Below are 17779 nucleotides of genomic sequence, written 5' to 3'. Positions count from 1 at the left end.
GCAAACTAGCCGTTTGCCGATCCCGACGGCCCTGGAGCATGGATGGAAACGCTACTGCCCGATAATCAACTGGAAAACTGGATCACGGCCATCGCCATCGCGGTGGGCAGCACCGCCCTGATGTACTACGTCCGCTGTTTCGCCGTGCGCAGGATGCGCACGATCGCCGAGCGCAGCGAGACGCGCTTCGACGAGTTCGTGGCCACGATGCTGGGCCGCACCTACGTGACACTCCTGCTGTGCTTCGGCATCTACTTCGGCAGCCTGTTCCTGTTCATGCCCGACGGGTACCGCGTGATCATCTCGCGCGTGGCCGTCGCCGCCCTGGTCCTGCAGCTGGCGGTGTGGGGCGACACCGCCCTGCGCGCCTGGCGCACCCAGTTCATGACCACCCACAGCGACGGCGCGCGCAAGGCCTCGAGCATGATCATGTTCTTCATGCTGCGCCTGGTCACCTGGACCGTCGCCTTCCTGATGTTGCTGGATAACTTCGGCTTCAACATCACCACCCTGGTGGCCAGCCTGGGCATCGGCGGCATCGCCGTGGCCCTGGCCACCCAGAACATCCTGGGCGACCTGTTCGCCTCGCTGTCGATCATGATCGACAAGCCGTTCGAGATCGGCGACTTCATCATCGTCGGCGACGCCCTCGGCGCGGTCGAGTACATCGGCCTCAAGACCACGCGCCTGCGCAGCCTGGGCGGCGAGCAGATCGTGTTCTCGAACGGCGACCTGCTCAAGAGCCGCATCCACAACTACAAGCGGATGGAAACGCGCCGCATCGCTCTCGTGCTGCGCGTCGCCTATGGCACCGGCGACGAGCGCATGGCGCGCATTCCCGAACTGGTGCGCGAGATCGTGAGCGCGCGCGACGACGTGGTGTTCGACCGCGCGCATTTCTTCCGCTACGGCGAATGGTCGCTCGACTTCGAAGTTGTCTATCATTTCCAGAGCCCGGACTACAACCTGCACATGGACGCCCAGCAGGCGATCCTGCTCGAGATCTACCGCTGCTTCGAACGCGAACGGATCCAGTTCGCGCATCCGCTGTCTGTCATTCGGGTGGCGGAGCACAGCGACCAGGCTGGCGGCTGGCTGCCGCAGTCGTCGACGCAACATGGCGAACTGCGGCACTGACATCGTCGTCCTAGTCATTCCGGACTAGTCGGCGCCGCCGCCCTAGCCCATCCGGCGGGCGGCGCTTACCCCACGCCTACTCCTTTATCGCAGCCCTGCGCCGACCTCCGGCGAATGGCCGCGCACGCCCACATTCCCTAACCTTGGTGGTAACCGTCCCACCACCCAAGGAGAAAAACATGGGAACCGATAACCATCACGACCGGCGGCCGCTCGCGGTCCTGGTGAGCAGCACCTTCGCCTTCACGATCTGCTTCGCCATCTGGATGATGTTCGCCGTGCTGGGCATCCCGATCAAGACCCAACTGGGCCTCAACGAAACCGAATTCGGCCTGCTGGTCGCGACGCCCGTGCTGACCGGTTCCCTGATCCGGGTCCCGCTCGGGATCTGGACCGACCGCTTTGGCGGACGCATCGTGTTCTTCCTGCTGATGCTGGCCAGCGTCGTGCCGATCTGGATGATCGGCTACGCCACGCAGTATTGGCATTTCCTCGTCTGCGGCCTGTTCGTCGGCCTGGCCGGCGGCTCGTTCTCGGTCGGCACGCCCTACGTGGCGCGCTGGTTCAAGCAGGAGCGGCGCGGCTTCGCCATGGGGGTGTTCGGCGCCGGCAATTCCGGCTCGGCCCTGACCAAGTTCGTGGCCCCGGCCATCATCGCGGCCTGGGGCTGGCAGGCCCTGCCCCATGCCTACGCCGCGCTGATGCTGGGCACCGCCCTGCTGTTCTGGTTCTTCTCCTACTCCGATCCGGCGCACAAGGCGCCCACCGGCGTCACCTTCGCCCAGCAGATGAAGGTGTTGAAGGATCCGCGCGTGTGGCGCTACTGCCAGTACTACTCGGTGGTGTTCGGCGGCTACGTGGCCCTCGCCCTGTGGATGACCAAGTACTACGTCGGCGAATACGGCTTCGACCTCAAGCTGGCCGCGCTGCTGGCCGCCTGCTTCTCGCTGCCGGGCGGCGTGCTGCGCGCGCTGGGCGGCTGGATCTCCGATAAATACGGCGCCTACAAGGTCACCTGGTGGGTGATGTGGGTGTGCTGGGTGTGCTTCTTCATCCTCTCGTATCCGCAGACCAGCATGACCATCCAGACCGTCGAGGGAAGCATGGGCCTCGATATCGGCCTCGGCCCGGTCCTGTTCACCGTGCTGCTGTTCGTGGTCGGCGTCGCCATGGCCATCGGCAAGGCCTCGGTCTTCAAGTTCATCTCGGACGACTTCACCGACAACATCGGCGCCGTCTCGGGCGTGGTGGGCCTGGCCGGCGGCCTGGGCGGCTTCATCCTGCCGATCATGTTCGGCGCCGTGGTCGACCTCACCGGCGTCCGCTCCAGCTCCTTCATGCTGCTCTACGGGACCGTCTGCGTCTCGCTGGTGTGGATGCACTTCTCGTTCAAGCCCGGCCGCCACGACACCTTGGCGGCCCAGGCGGCCCCGCTCAAGCGCGCGGCCTGACATCACCCCATTAAAATCTTCAGGAGAACAACGTGAGCCGTTATCTCATCTCGACCTGGGAACCCGAGGTTCCCGCCTTCTGGCAAAGCCAGGGCAAGGCCACGGCCAACCGCAACCTCTGGATCTCGATCCCGGCCCTGATGCTGGCGTTCGCGGTCTGGATGGTCTGGAGCGTGGTCGTGGTCAACCTGCCGAACATCGGCTTCACCTACAGCACCAACCAGCTGTTCTGGCTGGCCGCCGTGCCCGGTCTGTCCGGGGCCACGCTGCGCATCTTCTATTCCTTCATGGTGCCGATCTTCGGCGGGCGCAAATGGACCGCCATCTCGACCGCTTCGCTGCTGCTGCCGGCGATCGGCATTGGCTACGCAGTGCAGGACCCGACCACCGGCTACCCCACCATGCTGGTGCTGGCCCTGCTGTGCGGCTTCGGCGGCGGCAACTTCGCCTCGTCGATGGCGAACATCAGCTTCTTCTTCCCCAAGGCGCAAAAGGGCTACGCCCTCGGCATGAACGCGGGCCTGGGCAACCTGGGCGTGTCGGCGGTGCAGTTCGTGGTGCCGCTGGTGATCACCGCCGCCGTCTTCGGCGGCGAGCCGCAGGCCTGGACCAGGGCCGGCGTGGTCAAGGAGATGTGGCTGCAGAACGCCGGTTTCATCTGGGTTCCCTTCATCGCGCTGACCGCGCTGGCGGCCTGGTTCGGCATGAACGATCTCGCCTCCGCCAAGGCATCGTTCGCGGAGCAGGCCGTGATTTTCCGGCGCAAGCACAACTGGCTGATGTGCTGGCTATACGTCGGCACCTTCGGTTCCTTCATCGGTTACTCGGCCGCCTTCCCATTGCTGACGACGACCCTGTTCCCGCAAGTCGACCCGCTGCAGTACGCCTTCCTCGGCCCGCTGGTCGGCGCCCTGGCGCGCGTGGCCGGCGGCTGGATCTCCGATAAGTTGGGCGGCGCCGTCGTCACCCTGTGGACCTTCGTGGCCATGATCGCCGCCGTGATCGGCGTGCTGCAATTCCTGCCGCTGCAGGGCAATGCCGGCAGTTTCTGGGGCTTCTTCTGGATGTTCATGGCGTTGTTCGCCTGCACCGGCGTCGGCAACGCGTCGACCTTCCGCATGATCCCGGTGATCTTCCTGACTCTGCACCAGCGCGCCGCCAAAGGCAAGCCCGAGGCCGTGCAGCAGCAGGCGGTCGTCAACGCCAACAAGGAAGCGGCCGCGGTGCTGGGCTTCACCTCGGCGGTGGCGGCCTATGGCGCCTTCTTCATCCCCAAGAGCTACGGCACCTCGATCGCCCTGACCGGCAGCCCAGGCGCCGCCCTGTGGTGCTTCGTCGGCTTCTACGCGACCTGCATCGCGATCACCTGGTGGTACTACTCGCGCAAGGGCGCCGAGATGCCTTGCTAGTTTTTCATTAGATCGAAAGGACTAGTCGGTCTAGTCCCGATGCGGGGCGGCGACCGACTTCCTGCGAATACCCGGCGTTGCAGCGCGAACCTACACTGGTTCCAGGCTGTACGCACCAATGGAGAAATCATGAGTCACTTTCTGGACCGCCTGAATTTTTTCGGCAAACCGAAGCAAACCTTCTCGAACGGCCATGGCGCCGTGGTCGAGGAAGACCGCACCTGGGAAAACGCCTATCGCCAGCGCTGGCAGCATGACAAGATCGTGCGCTCGACGCATGGCGTGAACTGCACCGGCTCGTGCAGCTGGAAGGTCTATGTCAAGAACGGCCTGATCACCTGGGAAACCCAGCAGACCGACTACCCGCGCACCCGCCCCGACCTGCCCAACCACGAACCGCGCGGCTGCCCGCGCGGCGCCAGCTACTCGTGGTACGTGTACTCGGCCCAGCGCGTCAAGCACCCGATGGTGCGTGGCCGCCTGATGCAGATGTGGCGCGAGGCGCGCAAGACCATGGATCCGGTCCAGGCCTGGGCCTGGGTCAGCCAGGATCCGGAGCGTGCGCGCAGCTATAAATCGATCCGCGGCCAGGGCGGCTTCGTGCGCGCAAAATGGGACGAGGTCAACGAGATGATCGCCGCCGCCAACGCCTACACGATCAAGGAGTATGGGCCGGACCGCATCATCGGCTTCTCGCCGATCCCCGCGATGTCGATGGTGAGCTACGCCGCCGGCACCCGCTACCTGAGCCTGATCGGCGGCGTGGCCATGAGCTTCTATGACTGGTACTGCGACCTGCCGCCGGCCAGCCCGCAGGTCTGGGGAGAGCAGACCGACGTGCCGGAATCGGCCGACTGGTACAACTCGACCTACCTGATGGTGTGGGGATCGAACGTGCCGATGACGCGCACCCCGGACGCCCACTTCTATACCGAGGTGCGCTACAAGGGCACCAAGACCGTGGCCGTGTCGTCCGATTTCGGCGAGATGGCCAAGTTCGGCGACATCTGGCTGGCCCCGAAACAGGGCACCGACGCCGCGCTGGCGATGGCCATGGGCCACGTCATCATGAAGGAATACCACGCCACCGGCAAGTCAAGCTATTTCAACGAATACGCGAAGCAGTACACCGACTTCCCGATGCTGGTACTGCTCAAGGAAAAGGACGGCCTGCTCGTGCCCGACTACTTCCTGCGCGCCTCGCACCTGGCCAACAACCTCGACGAGACCAATAACCCCGAGTGGAAAACCCTGGTGCTCGACGGGGCTACGGGCAAGATCGTCGCCCCGAGCGGTTCGATCGGCTTCCGCTGGGGCGAGACCGGCAAGTGGAACCTGGAGCAGAAGGATGGCAGCTCGCGCGCCGCCATCGATCCGCAGCTGTCGCTGCTGGGCGCGCACGACGACATCGTCAGCGTCGGCTTCCCCTACTTCGGCGGCAAGGATGCCGGCGACCTCCTCGAGCGGAAGGTGCCGGTCAAGAAGGTCACCCTGGCCGACGGCACGCAAGCCCTGGTCACCACCGTGTTCGACCTGTCGATGGCCAACTACGGCGTCGACCGCGGCATCTGCCCGAATACCCCGACGAGCTACGACGACGACCTGCCCTATACCCCGGCCTGGCAGGTCAAGCACACGGGCGTGAAAGCCCAGGACGTGATCACGGTGGCGCGCGAGTTCGCCGACAATGCCGACCGCACCCGCGGCAAGTCGATGGTGATCGTGGGCGCCGCCCTGAACCACTGGTATCACATGGACATGACCTACCGCGGCATCATCAATATGCTGATGATGTGCGGCTGCATTGGCCAGAGCGGCGGCGGCTGGTCGCACTACGTGGGCCAGGAAAAGCTGCGTCCACAGACCGGCTGGACCCCGCTCGCCTTCGCGCTGGACTGGAACCGTCCGTCGCGCCAGATGAATTCGACCTCGTTCTTCTATGCCCACACCAGCCAGTGGCGCCACGAGAAGCTGCGCACGTCCGAGATCCTGTGTCCGACCGCCGACGGCGAACGGGCCGGGATGTCCCTGCTCGACTACAACGCCAAGGCCGAGCGCATGGGCTGGCTGCCGTCGGCGCCGCAGCTCGAGACCAATCCGCTGGACATCGTCAGGGCCGCCGAAAGCGCGGGCGAGGATCCGGTCAAGTACGCCGTCGACCAGATCAAGGCCGGCAAGCTGAATCTGTCCTGCGACGATCCGGACAATCCGAAGAACTTCCCGCGCAATATGTTCGTGTGGCGCTCCAATATCCTGGGCAGCTCGGGCAAGGGCCACGAGTACTTCCTGAAATACCTGCTCGGCACCCAGAACGCCCTGATGAGCGACGAAGACGACTGCGTCAAGCCGCGCGACGTCAAGGTGCGCCCGGCCGCCGAAGGAAAACTCGACCTGCTGGTGGTGCTCGACTTCCGCATGTCCACCACCTGCCTGTACGGCGACATCGTGCTGCCCACCGCCACCTGGTACGAGAAGGACGACCTGAACACCTCGGACATGCACCCCTTCATCCACCCGCTGTCCGAAGCCGTGCAGCCGCTGTGGGAATCGAAGTCGGACTGGGAGATCTACAAGGGCCTGGCCGCCAAGTTCTCCGAGATCGGCGGCGCCCACCTGGGCACCCGGAAAGACCTGGTGCTCACGCCGCTGATGCACGACACCCCGGGTGAACTGGGCCAGCCGTTTGACCCGAAGGACTGGCGCGCCGGCGAGTGCGAACCGATCCCGGGCAAGACCATGCCCAGCATGACGGTGGTCGAGCGCAACTACGCGGACGTCCATAAGAAATTCACCTCGGTCGGCCCGCTGCTCGAGAAAGTGGGCAACGGCGGCAAGGGCATCGGCTGGAAGACCGGCCACGAAGTCGACGTCCTGCGCGGCATCAACCGCACGGTGCTGGCGGACGGCGTCTCGAAAGGCCAGCCGCGCCTGGACACCGCGATCGACGCCGCCGAGATGATCCTGTCGCTGGCGCCCGAGACCAATGGCCACGTGGCCGTGAAAGCCTGGGATGCATTGTCGAAGATGACCGGGCGCGATCACACTCACCTGGCGATCCCGCGCGAGCATGACGGCATCCGCTTCCGCGACATCCAGGCGCAGCCGCGCAAGATCATCTCGTCGCCCACCTGGTCGGGCCTGGAAAGCGAAGAAGTCAGCTACAACGCCTGCTACACCAACGTCCATGAACTGATCCCATGGCGCACCCTCACCGGCCGCCAGCAGTTCTACCAGGACCACGCATGGATGCGCGACTTCGGCGAGGGACTGTGCGTGTACAAGGCCGCGATCGACACCAAGACCACCGACGCGCTACTGAACGCCCGCCCGAACGGCAACAAGGAGATTGCGCTGAACTTCATCACGCCACACCAGAAATGGGGCATCCACTCGACCTATTCGGACAATATGCGGATGCTGACGCTGTCGCGCGGCGGCCCCCACGTATGGCTGTCGGAAGTCGACGCAAAAGCGGCCGGGATCGAGGACAACGACTGGATCGAGGTGTTCAACGTCAACGGCACGCTGACCGCGCGCGCCGTGGTGAGCCAGCGCGTCCCCGAGGGCATGACATTGATGTACCACGCCCAGGAAAAGATCGTCAACGTGCCGGGCGCCGAAATGTCGAAGAAGCGCGGCGGCATCCACAACTCGGTCACCCGCGCCGTCACCAAGCCGACCCACATGATCGGCGGCTATGCCCAGCTGTCGTACGGCTTCAACTACTACGGCACGGTCGGCTCGAACCGCGACGAATTCGTCCTGGTGCGCAAGATGCGCGACGTGGAGTGGATGGAAGGTGCGCTGGCGGATACGAGCCCTGCGCACGCTTGAGAACAACAGGAGCCAAACATGAAGATCAGAGCACAAATCGGGATGGTGCTGAACCTGGACAAATGCATCGGTTGCCACACCTGCTCGGTGACCTGCAAGAATGTCTGGACCAGCCGCGACGGCGTGGAATACGCCTGGTTCAACAACGTCGAGACCAAGCCGGGCATCGGCTATCCGAAGGAATGGGAAAACCAGGACAAATGGAACGGCGGCTGGAAACGCAATGCGGCGGGCAGGATCGAGCCGCGCCAGGGCTCGCGCCTGAAAATCCTGGCCAATATCTTCGCCAACCCCAATCTGCCGGCCATCGACGAATACTACGAGCCGTTCACCTACGACTACGAGCGCCTGCAGAACGCGCCCTTGAGCGAGACACCGCCCACCGCGCGTCCGGTCTCGGTCCTCACCGGCAAGAAGATGGACAAGATCGAGTGGGGCCCGAACTGGGAAGATGACCTGGGCGGCGAGTTCGCCAAGCGCAGCAAGGACAAGCTGTTCGACAATGTGCAGAAGGAGATGTACTCCACTTTTGAAAACACCTTCATGATGTACCTGCCGCGCCTGTGCGAGCATTGCCTCAATCCGGCCTGCGTGGCGTCCTGCCCATCGGGCTCGGTCTACAAGCGCGAGGACGACGGCATCGTGCTGATCGACCAGGACAAGTGCCGCGGTTGGCGCATGTGCATCTCGGGTTGCCCGTACAAGAAGATCTACTACAACTGGTCGTCAGGCAAGGCCGAGAAGTGCACCTTCTGCTACCCCCGCATCGAAGCCGGCCAGCCGACCGTGTGCTCCGAAACCTGCGTGGGCCGCATCCGCTACCTGGGCGTGCTGCTGTACGACGCCGACAAGATCGAGGCCGCCGCCTCGGTGGGCGACGAACAGGACCTGTACGAATCGCAGCTCGGCCTGTTCCTCGATCCACACGATCCCGACGTGATCGCGGAGGCGCGGCGCCAGGGCATCCCGGATGCCTGGCTCGAATCCGCGCAACGTTCGCCGGTCTACAAGATGGCGGTCGAATGGAAGATCGCCTTCCCGCTGCATCCCGAATACCGCACCCTGCCGATGGTGTGGTACATCCCGCCGCTGTCGCCGATCCAGGCCGCGGCCGAAAGCGGCAAGATGGGCATGAACGGCATCCTGCCCGACACCCGCAGCCTGCGCATCCCCGTGCGCTATCTCGCCAACCTGCTCACCGCCGGCAAGGAAGCGCCGATCGTCCACGCGCTGGACCGCATGCTGGCGATGCGCGCCTATATGCGCGCCAAGACGGTCGATGGCCAACCCGACCTGAAAGTGCTGGGCCAGGTGGGCCTGTCCCAGGACGTGGTCGAAGACATGTACCACATCATGGCGATCGCCAACTACGAAGACCGCTTCGTGATCCCGAGCAGCCATAAGGAGATGGCCGAAGACAGCTTCAACGACAAGGGTTCGTGCGGCTTCTCGTTCGGCAACGGCTGCTCGGACGGCGTCAGCGACGCCTCGCTGTTCGGCAAGAAGAAGCAAGGCTCGACCCACTTCGTCTCGATGCCGAAGTCGCGCAAGAAAAAAGAAACCGAACAGGCGTGATACAGGAGAACGTAATGAAACACTACCGCATTCTTTCCGCCCTGCTGCTCTACCCCGAGCCGGAACTGGTGGCCGCATTGCCCGAGCTGGAAGCGGGTCTCGACGCCAGGCCCGGCATGCGCGCCGCCCTGCGCCCGCTGCTGGCCCACCTGGCGCAGGAAGACCTGATCACGCTGCAGCAGTACTACGTGCAGACCTTCGATCGCACGCCCTCGCATTCACTGCACCTGTTCGAGCACATCCACGGCGAGTCGCGCGACCGCGGCCAGGCCATGGTCGACCTGATGGAGGAATACAAGAAGCATGGTCTGCAGATGGAGGGCGACGAGCTGCCCGACTTCGTGCCGCTGTTCCTCGAATTCCTGTCCCAGCTCGAGGGCGAGCTTGACGCCGGCCCGCTGCTGGGCGATGCCGTCCACGTGCTGGCCCATATCGGCAACAAGCTCTCGGCCAACGGCAACGTCTACGCCTGCGTGTTCGACGTGCTGGAACAGCTCAGCCCCGTGCTGGCGGAAGAGCTCAGCGAACCGCCGGTCAAGGACATGGACGAGGCGCTCGAGACCTTCGGCCCTGGTGCCGATGGCGTCGAACCGCTCCTCAAGCACGCCTCCGGCGGGGCGCAACCGATCAACTTCTATCCCAAGGCCCCGGCGCGCGCCGTCGCCTGAGACGACCCAGGAGAACCACCATGGACTACTTGAACCAATTCCTGTTCGGGATCTATCCCTATATCGCGCTGGCGATCTTCCTGCTCGGCAGTCTGATACGCTTCGACCGCGAACAATACAGCTGGAAGTCCGAATCGACCCAGGTGCTGCATCGCGGCAGCCTGCGCTGGGGCTCGGCGCTGTTCCACATCGGCGTCATCGGCCTGCTGTTCGGCCACGCCGTCGGCCTGCTCACCCCGGTCTGGGTATGGGACGCCATGGGCATCGCCCATGGCGCCAAGCAGATCTTCGCCATGGCCGCCGGCGGCGTGATGGGCACGATCTGCCTGGTGGGCATCACGATGCTGCTGGTGCGCCGCTTTACCTCCGACCGCCTGCGCCGCGTCACCACCTTCAAGGACAAGATCGTGCTGCTGTGGATCCTGGCCACCCTGCTGCTGGGCCTGGGCTCGATCTTCACTTCCTTCGACCACCTCGACGGCGAGACCATGGTCAGCCTGATGCGCTGGGCCCAGCACATCGTGACCTTCCGCGGCGACGCCGCCTCCTACGTGATTGATGCGCCAATCGTCTTCAAGCTGCACCTGTTCATGGGCATGTCGCTGTTCGTGATCTTCCCGTTCACCCGCCTGGTGCACGTGTGGAGCGGCTTCGGCGCCCTGGCTTACCTGGGCCGCGCCTTCCAGCTGGTCCGTCCACGCTGAGGAGTGTCATCATGGGACTGTCCGTCAACGGCGTCGACATCGACGACGCGGCCATAGAACGCGAGCTGGCGCACCACCAGCATGCCGCCAATCCCCTCAAGCAGTCGGTGCACGAGGTAGTGCTGCGCACCCTGCTGCTGCAGGAAGCCGACCGCCTCGGCCTGTGCATGTTGGGAGAAGATGAAGATGAATGCATCGAGGCGCTGCTGGCCAGCGAAGTGAAAGTGCCGCAGGCCGACGACGCAGCCTGCGCCCGCTACTACAAGGCCAATCCGCAGCAGTTCACCAGCGGCGAGCTGGTCGAGGCGCGCCACATCCTGTTCCAGGTGACGCCCAACGCGCCGCTTGAACTGCTGCGCGAGACGGCCGAGTCGGTGCTGGCGGCGCTCAAGGCGGCGCCCGAGCGCTTCGACGAGCTGGCGCGCCAGTATTCGAATTGTCCCTCTGGCGCCGTTGGCGGCAGGCTGGGCCAGCTGGCGCGCGGCCAGTGCGTGCCCGAGTTCGACGCCGTCGTGTTCCGCCTGGAGCAGGGCCAACTGGCCGAGCGCCCGGTCGAGACCCGCTTCGGCCTGCACATCGTGCAGGTGCAGCGCCGGGTCGACGGCCACCTGCTGCCGCTCGATGCGGTGCGCGAGAGGATCGCCGACTACCTGGCCATGGCGGCCTGGCAGCGCGGCGTGCACCAGTACCTGCAATTGCTGGTGGGCCGCGCCGACGTCCAGGGCGTCACGCTCGAAGGCGCGACCACGCCGCTGGTACAGTAGGATCCCCATTCTTGAACGGGTTCAAGGCGCCGCGCTCTGCCAAAGGATATAGTCGCGGCACCTTTCAAACCCTCTTCCCGCCCATGCCGCCTCCTTCGCCCCAACGCATCGCAGCACCGGCCGCACACAGCATGCTGGACGACCTGCAGGCCCTGGTCGGCGGCGCCATGCTGGTGTCGCTTGGCGTCTCCCTGATGGGCGAGGCCGGCCTGGTGACCGGCGGGATCGCCGGGCTATGCCTGCTGCTGCATTACGCCAGCGGCATCGGCTTCGGCCAGATCTTCTTCGTCCTGAGCCTGCCCTTCTATGCCTTCGCGCTACGCCGGCTCGGCCCAATGTTCACCTTCAAGACCCTCGGCGCAGTGCTGCTGTTTTCCCTGTCGGCCGAATACCTGCCGCGCATGCTGCGCCTGGAAAGCGTGCATCCGCTGTATGCCGCGTTGATGGGCGGGATCCTGGTGGGCGTCGGCCTGCTGATGCTGTTCCGCCACCGCGCCAGCCTGGGCGGCTTCAATATCCTGTGCGTCTATCTGCAGGAACGCTTCGGTTGGCGCGCCGGCCTGGTGCAGCTGGCGCTCGACGCGCTGATCCTGCTGCTGTCGCTGGCGCTGGTCGCGCCCACTGCCTGGCTGTTGTCGCTGCTCGGCACCGTTGTCCTCAACCTCACGCTGGCCGTCAACCACCGCCCGGGACGCTATTTCGCGCACTGAACCGGCGGCCCGCCAACTTTTCTACCCTTCATGCAGATCACGAATTTTTCCGACTTGCTCGATGCCGCCCGTGCGCAAGGCGCGCCGCAGCGGCTATTGTTCCTGTTCGCGGTGCGCGAACTGCCTGTCAACCACACGCCGGGCCAGAAGAAGCGATTCGACGCCGGCCAGGGCGGCGCGCTCACGCCGGTGATGTGCGTCGACAAGGAGCCCGGCGAATTGGCAGACTTCGCCGCACTGGCGCGCGAGTCGGCCGCCACCGGCCAGCCCTGGGACGTGGTGTTTGCCGCTGCCCTGACCGGCCAGGACGGCGCCGCCCCCCGAGCGCCCGAAGTCGAGCGCGCCTTGCGCATGATGGTCGATGCCGTGCACCGTGGCGCCATCGAGCGCTTCATCGCCTTCGGCGCGCAGGGCCAGGCCATGCGATTTACCTGAAGCGCGCGGTGTCCGGCGGCTTCCTTGAACCAGTTCATGGCGACTCCAAGGGGGCATGGCTATAGTCAGGGCACGTAACAACCGTCCTGCCACCCATGTCCCCATCGCCAATCGAAACAACTTCACCCGCCACCCGCCCACCCATGGAACTGGTCTGCCCCGCCGGCAGCCTGCCCGCCCTCAAGGCCGCCGTCGACAACGGCGCCGACTGCGTCTACCTCGGCTTTCGCGACGCCACCAATGCCCGCAACTTCGCCGGCCTGAACTTCGGCGAGGAGGCCATCCGCGCCGGGATAGACTATGCCCACCGGCGCGGCCGCAAGGTCTTCCTGGCCCTGAACACCTATCCCCAGCCGGCCGGCTGGGATGCCTGGCGCGCCGCCATCGACCGCGCCGCCGAATTCGGCATCGACGCCGTCATCCTGGCCGATCCCGGCCTGATGGAGTATGCGGCGCGCGTGCATCCCGGGCTGCGCCTGCACCTGTCGGTGCAGGGCTCGGCCACCAACCTGGAAGCCATCGACTTCTATCACCGCCACTTCGGCATCGTGCGCGCGGTGCTGCCGCGCGTGCTGTCGCTGAGCCAGGTCGAGCACCTGATCGGGCGCACGCCGGTCGAGATCGAAGTGTTCGGCTTCGGCAGCCTGTGCGTGATGGTCGAAGGCCGCTGCCAGCTGTCGTCCTACGTGACGGGCGAATCGCCGAATACCCACGGCGTCTGCTCGCCGGCCAAGGCGGTGCGCTGGCAGCACACGCCCAAGGGGCTGGAAGCGCGCCTGAACGAGGTGCTGATCGACCGCTACGCCGATGGCGAACACGCCGGCTATCCGACCCTGTGCAAGGGCCGCTTCGACATCGGCGACGAGACTTACTATGCGGTCGAGGAGCCGACCAGCCTGAACACGCTCGAACTGCTGCCCCAGCTGGCAGCCCTCGGCGCGCGCGCGATCAAGATCGAGGGCCGCCAGCGCAGCCCGGCCTATGTGGCCCAGGTGACGCGGGTCTGGCGCGAGGCGATCGACACCTGCCTGGCAGGGCAGCGCTTCTCGCCCAAGCCGGCCTGGATGGCGGAACTCGACAAGGTGGCCGAAGGCCGGCAGCACACGCTTGGCGCCTATCACCGTCCCTGGAAGTGAACATCATGAAAATCTCCCTTGGCCCCATCCAGTACTACTGGCCGCGCGCCACCGTCCTCGCCTTCTACGAGGCGGTGGCGAACAGCCCGGTCGACATCGTCCATCTCGGCGAGGCCGTGTGCTCGCGCCGCCACGAGCTGCGCCTGCCCGACTGGCTGGCCGTGGCCGAACTGCTGCAGGGCGCCGGCAAGCAGGTGGTGCTGTCGACCCAGGTGCTGATCGAATCCCATTCCGACCTCGGCGCCATGCGCCGCGTCGCCGCCAACGGCCGCTTCCTGGTCGAGGCCAACGACATGGGCGCCGTCAACTGCATGAGCGGCCAGCCCTTCGTGGCCGGCCCGCACTTGAACCTGTACAGCGCCCAGTCGCTGGGCATCGTGGCGCGCCTGGGCGCGACGCGCTGGGTGATGCCGCTCGAGATGTCGAAGACCGGCCTGGCCGCGCTGCTGGCCGACCGTCCCGCCGGCCTGGAGACCGAGGTCTTCGCCTACGGCCGCCTGCCGCTCGCGTTCTCGGCGCGCTGCTTCACCGCGCGCCACCGCAACCTGCCGAAGGACGACTGCCGCTTCAGCTGCATCGAGCATCCTGACGGGCTGGTGATGCAGACCCGCGAACAACAGCCTTTCCTGGTCCTGAACGGCATCCAGACCCAGTCCGCGCTGGTCTACAACCTGCTGGGCGAGCTCGATGCGATGCGCGCCATGGGCGTGGACGTGGTGCGTCTCAGCCCGCAGTCCAGCAATATGCCCGCCATCCTGGCCCTGGTGCGCGCCGCCCTGGACGGCGCCGTCGCGCCAGGCGAAGCGGCCGCGCGCATGGCGCCCCTGATGCCGGCCGAGGCCTGCGACGGTTTCTGGTATGGCCTGCCGGGACTCGAACGCATCGCCGCCTGACCACACGACAAGGATCCACCATGCACCCTGAATCGCATCCCCTGCCCGCTCCCGTCAAGCGCCTGCTGTCCCTGCTGCCGGCAGCTCCCGGCTCGCGCCTGTTCGCCACCGCGCTCAACCTGGCCCTGGCGCACCACCTGCCCGACGATGTGCGCGCCGCCTTGCGCGGCAAGCGCTTGCGCCTGTGCGCGCCGGATGCCGGCGTCGCCTTCGACTTCACCTGGAACGGCAGCGCCTTCGGCACGGCCGCGCACAGCCAGACGCCCGATCTCACGATCAGCGCCAGCCTGCGCGACTTCGCCCAGCTGGCGGCGCGCAAGGAAGACCCGGATACCCTGTTCTTCAGCCGCCGCCTGCTGATGGAAGGCGACACCGAGCTCGGGCTGACGATCAAGAACACCCTCGACGCGATCGACGGCCCGGTGTTCGAGCTGGCTTCGCTCGTCCCCCGGCGCCCGGGCCGACGGCATGGGTGAGGCCCCGGTCCAGGATTCTTGAACCGGTTTAAGGCGCCGGACGATTGATGCGCGGATAGTGGATGGATACCGGATTTCCCCCACCTTCGAAGAACCAGATGAACGCCAAAGACCACCTGTTCACCGCCGCCATGCCTCCACAAGAGGTGTCGACCGACGTCCTGCGCGAGAAATACGCGCGCGGCCTGGAAACCACGATCGAGGAAGTGCGCGCCCGCGTGGCGCATGCGCTGGCCAGCCACGAGCCGCAAGCCGTGCGCGCCGAGATGGAGCAGCGCTTCCTGTGGGCCCAGGAGCACGGCTTCGTGCCGGCCGGCCGCATCAACTCCGCCGCCGGCCTCGGCATCAAGGCCACGCTGATGAACTGCTTCGTGCAGCCGGTGGGCGACTCGATCACCGGCGACGCCGACGGCCTGCCCGGCATCTACACGGCGGTGGCCGAGGCGGCCGAGACGATGCGCCGCGGCGGCGGCGTCGGCTACGACTTCAGCCCGATCCGACCGGCCGGCAGCGCCGTCAAAGGCACCCATTCCCGCGCCTCGGGCCCGGTGTCGTACATGGAAGTGTTCGACGCCTCCTGCCGCACCGTCGAATCGGCCGGAGCGCGACGCGGCGCCCAGATGGGCGTGCTGCGCATCGACCATCCCGACATCGAGCGCTTCATCGCCGCCAAGGACGGCGGCGCCTTCAGCAATTTCAACCTGTCGGTCGGCGTCAGCGACGCCTTCATGGAGGCGGTGCTGGCCGACGAGGCCGTCGAACTGGTGCACCGCGCCCCGCCGGCCCAGGAAGCCATCGAGACCGGGGCCTTCCAGCGCGACGACGGCCTGTGGGTCTACCACAGCGTGCCCGCCAGGGCGCTATGGGACAAGGTGATCGGCTCGACCTACGACCATGCCGAGCCGGGCGTGCTGTTCATCGACCGCATGAACGCCGAGAACAACCTGTACTGGTGCGAGCGGCTGGCAGCCACCAATCCCTGCGGCGAGCAGCCGCTGCCGCCGTATGGCTGCTGCGACCTCGGCTCGCTCAACCTGACCCGCTTCATCAGCCAGCCGTTCACGCCCGGCGCCGCCTTCGACTTCGACACCATGCGCGAAGTCGCCGCGATCGGCGTGCGCATGCTCGACCTGGCGCTCGACGCCAACCAGTGGCCGCTGCCGCAGCAGGCCGAGGAAGGCGCCAGCAAGCGCCGCATCGGGCTTGGCTTCATGGGCCTGGGCAGCGCCCTGGTCATGCTCGGCCTGCGCTACGACGCACCGGAAGGCCGCGCCATGGCGGCCTGCATCGCGCGCGAGCTGCGCAACGCCGCCTATGCGGCCTCGATCGCGCTGGCCCGCGAGAAGGGCCCGTTCCCGCTGTTCGACGCCGAGCGCTACCTGGCCGGCCAGTTCGTCGGCCGCCTGCCGGATGCGCTCCGAGAGGACATCGCGCGCCACGGCATCCGCAATTCGCACCTTCTGTCGATCGCGCCGACCGGCACCATCTCGCTGGCCTTCGCCGACAATGCCTCGAACGGCATCGAGCCGGCCTTCTCGTGGGTCTACCAGCGCAGGAAGCGCATGCCGGACGATTCCATCCGCACCTATGAGGTCGCGGACCACGCCTGGCGCCTGTACCGCCACCTCGGCCTCCAGGAGGAAAGAGAGCCGCTGCCCCCGCAATTCGTCACCGCGCTCGAGATGTCGGCGCTCGACCACCTGCGCATGATGGAGGCGGTGCAGCCCTACGTCGACACGGCGATCTCGAAGACCGTCAACGTGCCGGCCGATTATCCGTATGCCGAGTTCAAGGACCTGTACACCGAGGCCTGGCGCGCCGGCCTCAAGGGCCTGGCCACCTACCGCCCGAACAGCGTCACCGGCAGCGTGCTGAGCGTCGCAGCTGATCCGGCCCCGGCATCGACCTCGCCCGCGCCGTCCGAAGACGATCCGCTGCGCAAGCGCTTCGAATCGCGACCGCTGGGCGAGCTGGAGTCGCTCACCTCGAAGGTCGAGTACACGACCCAGGAAGGCAAGAAGGCGGTCTATCTGACCATCAGCTTCCTGCGCGTCGAGGGCCTGCACGAAGGACGCCCGGTCACCATCGAGCGTCCGTTCGAATTCTTCATGCCGGCCAACCAGCGCAGCGACGGCCACCAGTGGATCACTTCGACCATGCGCCTGCTGTCGCTGGCGGCGCGCGCCGGCAGCCCGGTGGCCAAGGCCCTGGCCGACATGCGCGAGGTGGTGTGGGAAAAAGGTCCGGTGCGCTGCGGCCACCTGACCCGCGAGGACGGCGTGCAGGTGCCGGTCTACCACGATTCCGAGGTGGCGGCGATCGCCTTCATGCTGCAGCGGATGCTGATCCGGCGCGGCTTCCTGGACACCTGGGGCAACCAGGTGCCGGTCGACCGGCTCGACCGTGTGCTGGCGGCGCGCGGGGCGGAGCACGACGAAGCCATGCCCGCACCAGTTGCGGAAAGCATCTCCGCCGAGCCGCGCACGTCCGCCGCCAAGTGCCCGGAATGCGGCGCCCGCGCCCTGCACAAGGTCGATGGCTGCGCGCGCTGCGCCGAATGCCACTACATCGGCAGCTGCGGCTGACC

Annotated in this window: 14 protein-coding genes; all 14 read left to right on the top strand. The window is 66.2% G+C overall.

What is annotated here, in order from left to right; genetic code table 11:
- The first annotated feature begins 42 nt into the window (after nt 1-42).
- Complete coding sequence (locus J3U95_RS20250; RefSeq protein ID WP_208280454.1) at nt 43-1137, top strand: mechanosensitive ion channel family protein; 1095 nt, start codon at nt 43-45, stop codon at nt 1135-1137.
- Nucleotides 1138-1316: 179 nt separating this feature from the next.
- Nucleotides 1317-2588: an MFS transporter gene (locus J3U95_RS20245; protein ID WP_208280453.1), complete on the top strand. Its 1272-nt coding sequence runs from the start codon at nt 1317-1319 to the stop codon at nt 2586-2588.
- 32 nt (nt 2589-2620) lie between these two features.
- The gene (locus tag J3U95_RS20240; RefSeq protein WP_208280452.1) at nt 2621-3997 is read left to right on the top strand and encodes a NarK family nitrate/nitrite MFS transporter; all 1377 of its coding nucleotides are present in this window, start codon (nt 2621-2623) and stop codon (nt 3995-3997) included.
- A gap of 129 nt (nt 3998-4126) precedes the next feature.
- Entirely contained in the window at nt 4127-7831 is a 3705-nt protein-coding gene (locus tag J3U95_RS20235) for a nitrate reductase subunit alpha (RefSeq protein WP_208280451.1), read from the top strand.
- An 18-nt stretch (nt 7832-7849) separates the two neighbouring features.
- Complete coding sequence (narH, locus tag J3U95_RS20230; RefSeq protein WP_208280450.1) at nt 7850-9406, top strand: nitrate reductase subunit beta; 1557 nt, start codon at nt 7850-7852, stop codon at nt 9404-9406.
- Nucleotides 9407-9420: 14 nt separating this feature from the next.
- Nucleotides 9421-10074: a nitrate reductase molybdenum cofactor assembly chaperone gene (gene narJ / locus J3U95_RS20225; protein ID WP_208280449.1), complete on the top strand. Its 654-nt coding sequence runs from the start codon at nt 9421-9423 to the stop codon at nt 10072-10074.
- A gap of 20 nt (nt 10075-10094) precedes the next feature.
- Nucleotides 10095-10778, top strand: coding sequence for a respiratory nitrate reductase subunit gamma (gene narI / locus J3U95_RS20220; protein WP_208280448.1), 684 nt, complete (start codon nt 10095-10097; stop codon nt 10776-10778).
- A gap of 11 nt (nt 10779-10789) precedes the next feature.
- Nucleotides 10790-11542 carry a peptidylprolyl isomerase gene (locus J3U95_RS20215; protein ID WP_208280447.1) on the top strand — a complete coding sequence of 251 codons (753 nt, stop codon included), beginning with the start codon at nt 10790-10792 and terminating at the stop codon, nt 11540-11542.
- A 131-nt stretch (nt 11543-11673) separates the two neighbouring features.
- On the top strand, nt 11674-12252 hold the full coding sequence (locus J3U95_RS20210; protein WP_229519974.1) for a DUF6198 family protein: 579 nt from the start codon (nt 11674-11676) through the stop codon (nt 12250-12252).
- A gap of 30 nt (nt 12253-12282) precedes the next feature.
- Nucleotides 12283-12687 carry a ribonucleotide reductase subunit alpha gene (locus J3U95_RS20205; protein ID WP_208280445.1) on the top strand — a complete coding sequence of 135 codons (405 nt, stop codon included), beginning with the start codon at nt 12283-12285 and terminating at the stop codon, nt 12685-12687.
- A gap of 143 nt (nt 12688-12830) precedes the next feature.
- A complete protein-coding gene (ubiU, locus tag J3U95_RS20200) occupies nt 12831-13823 on the top strand; it encodes a ubiquinone anaerobic biosynthesis protein UbiU (protein ID WP_441295266.1) in 993 nt (330 codons plus the stop codon).
- 5 nt (nt 13824-13828) lie between these two features.
- Complete coding sequence (locus J3U95_RS20195; protein WP_208280443.1) at nt 13829-14716, top strand: U32 family peptidase; 888 nt, start codon at nt 13829-13831, stop codon at nt 14714-14716.
- 20 nt (nt 14717-14736) lie between these two features.
- Nucleotides 14737-15192, top strand: a complete 456-nt coding sequence (gene ubiT / locus J3U95_RS20190; protein WP_208280442.1) for a ubiquinone anaerobic biosynthesis accessory factor UbiT — start codon at nt 14737-14739, stop codon at nt 15190-15192.
- 98 nt (nt 15193-15290) lie between these two features.
- Complete coding sequence (locus tag J3U95_RS20185) at nt 15291-17777, top strand: adenosylcobalamin-dependent ribonucleoside-diphosphate reductase (protein ID WP_208280441.1); 2487 nt, start codon at nt 15291-15293, stop codon at nt 17775-17777.
- The last annotated feature ends 2 nt before the right edge of the window (nt 17778-17779 follow it).

It is taken from the genome of Massilia oculi (assembly GCF_017582745.1).
Taxonomy (GTDB): Bacteria; Pseudomonadota; Gammaproteobacteria; order Burkholderiales; family Burkholderiaceae_D; genus Telluria; species Telluria oculi_A.
Note: the sequence above shows the minus strand (reverse complement) of the source record. Positions and strands in the feature narration are given on the sequence as shown.

What these genes read in the sequence shown, in the direction of transcription:
- J3U95_RS20215 (WP_208280447.1), top strand. Translation starts at nt 10,790, where the DNA reads ATGGGACTGTCCGTCAACGGCGTCGACATCGACGACGCGGCCATAGAA.
- J3U95_RS20210 (WP_229519974.1), top strand. Translation starts at nt 11,674, where the DNA reads ATGCTGGACGACCTGCAGGCCCTGGTCGGCGGCGCCATGCTGGTGTCG.
- narI (WP_208280448.1), top strand. Translation starts at nt 10,095, where the DNA reads ATGGACTACTTGAACCAATTCCTGTTCGGGATCTATCCCTATATCGCG.
- narJ (WP_208280449.1), top strand. Translation starts at nt 9,421, where the DNA reads ATGAAACACTACCGCATTCTTTCCGCCCTGCTGCTCTACCCCGAGCCG.
- J3U95_RS20235 (WP_208280451.1), top strand. Translation starts at nt 4,127, where the DNA reads ATGAGTCACTTTCTGGACCGCCTGAATTTTTTCGGCAAACCGAAGCAA.
- J3U95_RS20205 (WP_208280445.1), top strand. Translation starts at nt 12,283, where the DNA reads ATGCAGATCACGAATTTTTCCGACTTGCTCGATGCCGCCCGTGCGCAA.
- ubiT (WP_208280442.1), top strand. Translation starts at nt 14,737, where the DNA reads ATGCACCCTGAATCGCATCCCCTGCCCGCTCCCGTCAAGCGCCTGCTG.
- ubiU (WP_441295266.1), top strand. Translation starts at nt 12,831, where the DNA reads ATGGAACTGGTCTGCCCCGCCGGCAGCCTGCCCGCCCTCAAGGCCGCC.
- J3U95_RS20185 (WP_208280441.1), top strand. Translation starts at nt 15,291, where the DNA reads ATGAACGCCAAAGACCACCTGTTCACCGCCGCCATGCCTCCACAAGAG.
- J3U95_RS20245 (WP_208280453.1), top strand. Translation starts at nt 1,317, where the DNA reads ATGGGAACCGATAACCATCACGACCGGCGGCCGCTCGCGGTCCTGGTG.
- narH (WP_208280450.1), top strand. Translation starts at nt 7,850, where the DNA reads ATGAAGATCAGAGCACAAATCGGGATGGTGCTGAACCTGGACAAATGC.
- J3U95_RS20195 (WP_208280443.1), top strand. Translation starts at nt 13,829, where the DNA reads ATGAAAATCTCCCTTGGCCCCATCCAGTACTACTGGCCGCGCGCCACC.
- J3U95_RS20250 (WP_208280454.1), top strand. Translation starts at nt 43, where the DNA reads ATGGAAACGCTACTGCCCGATAATCAACTGGAAAACTGGATCACGGCC.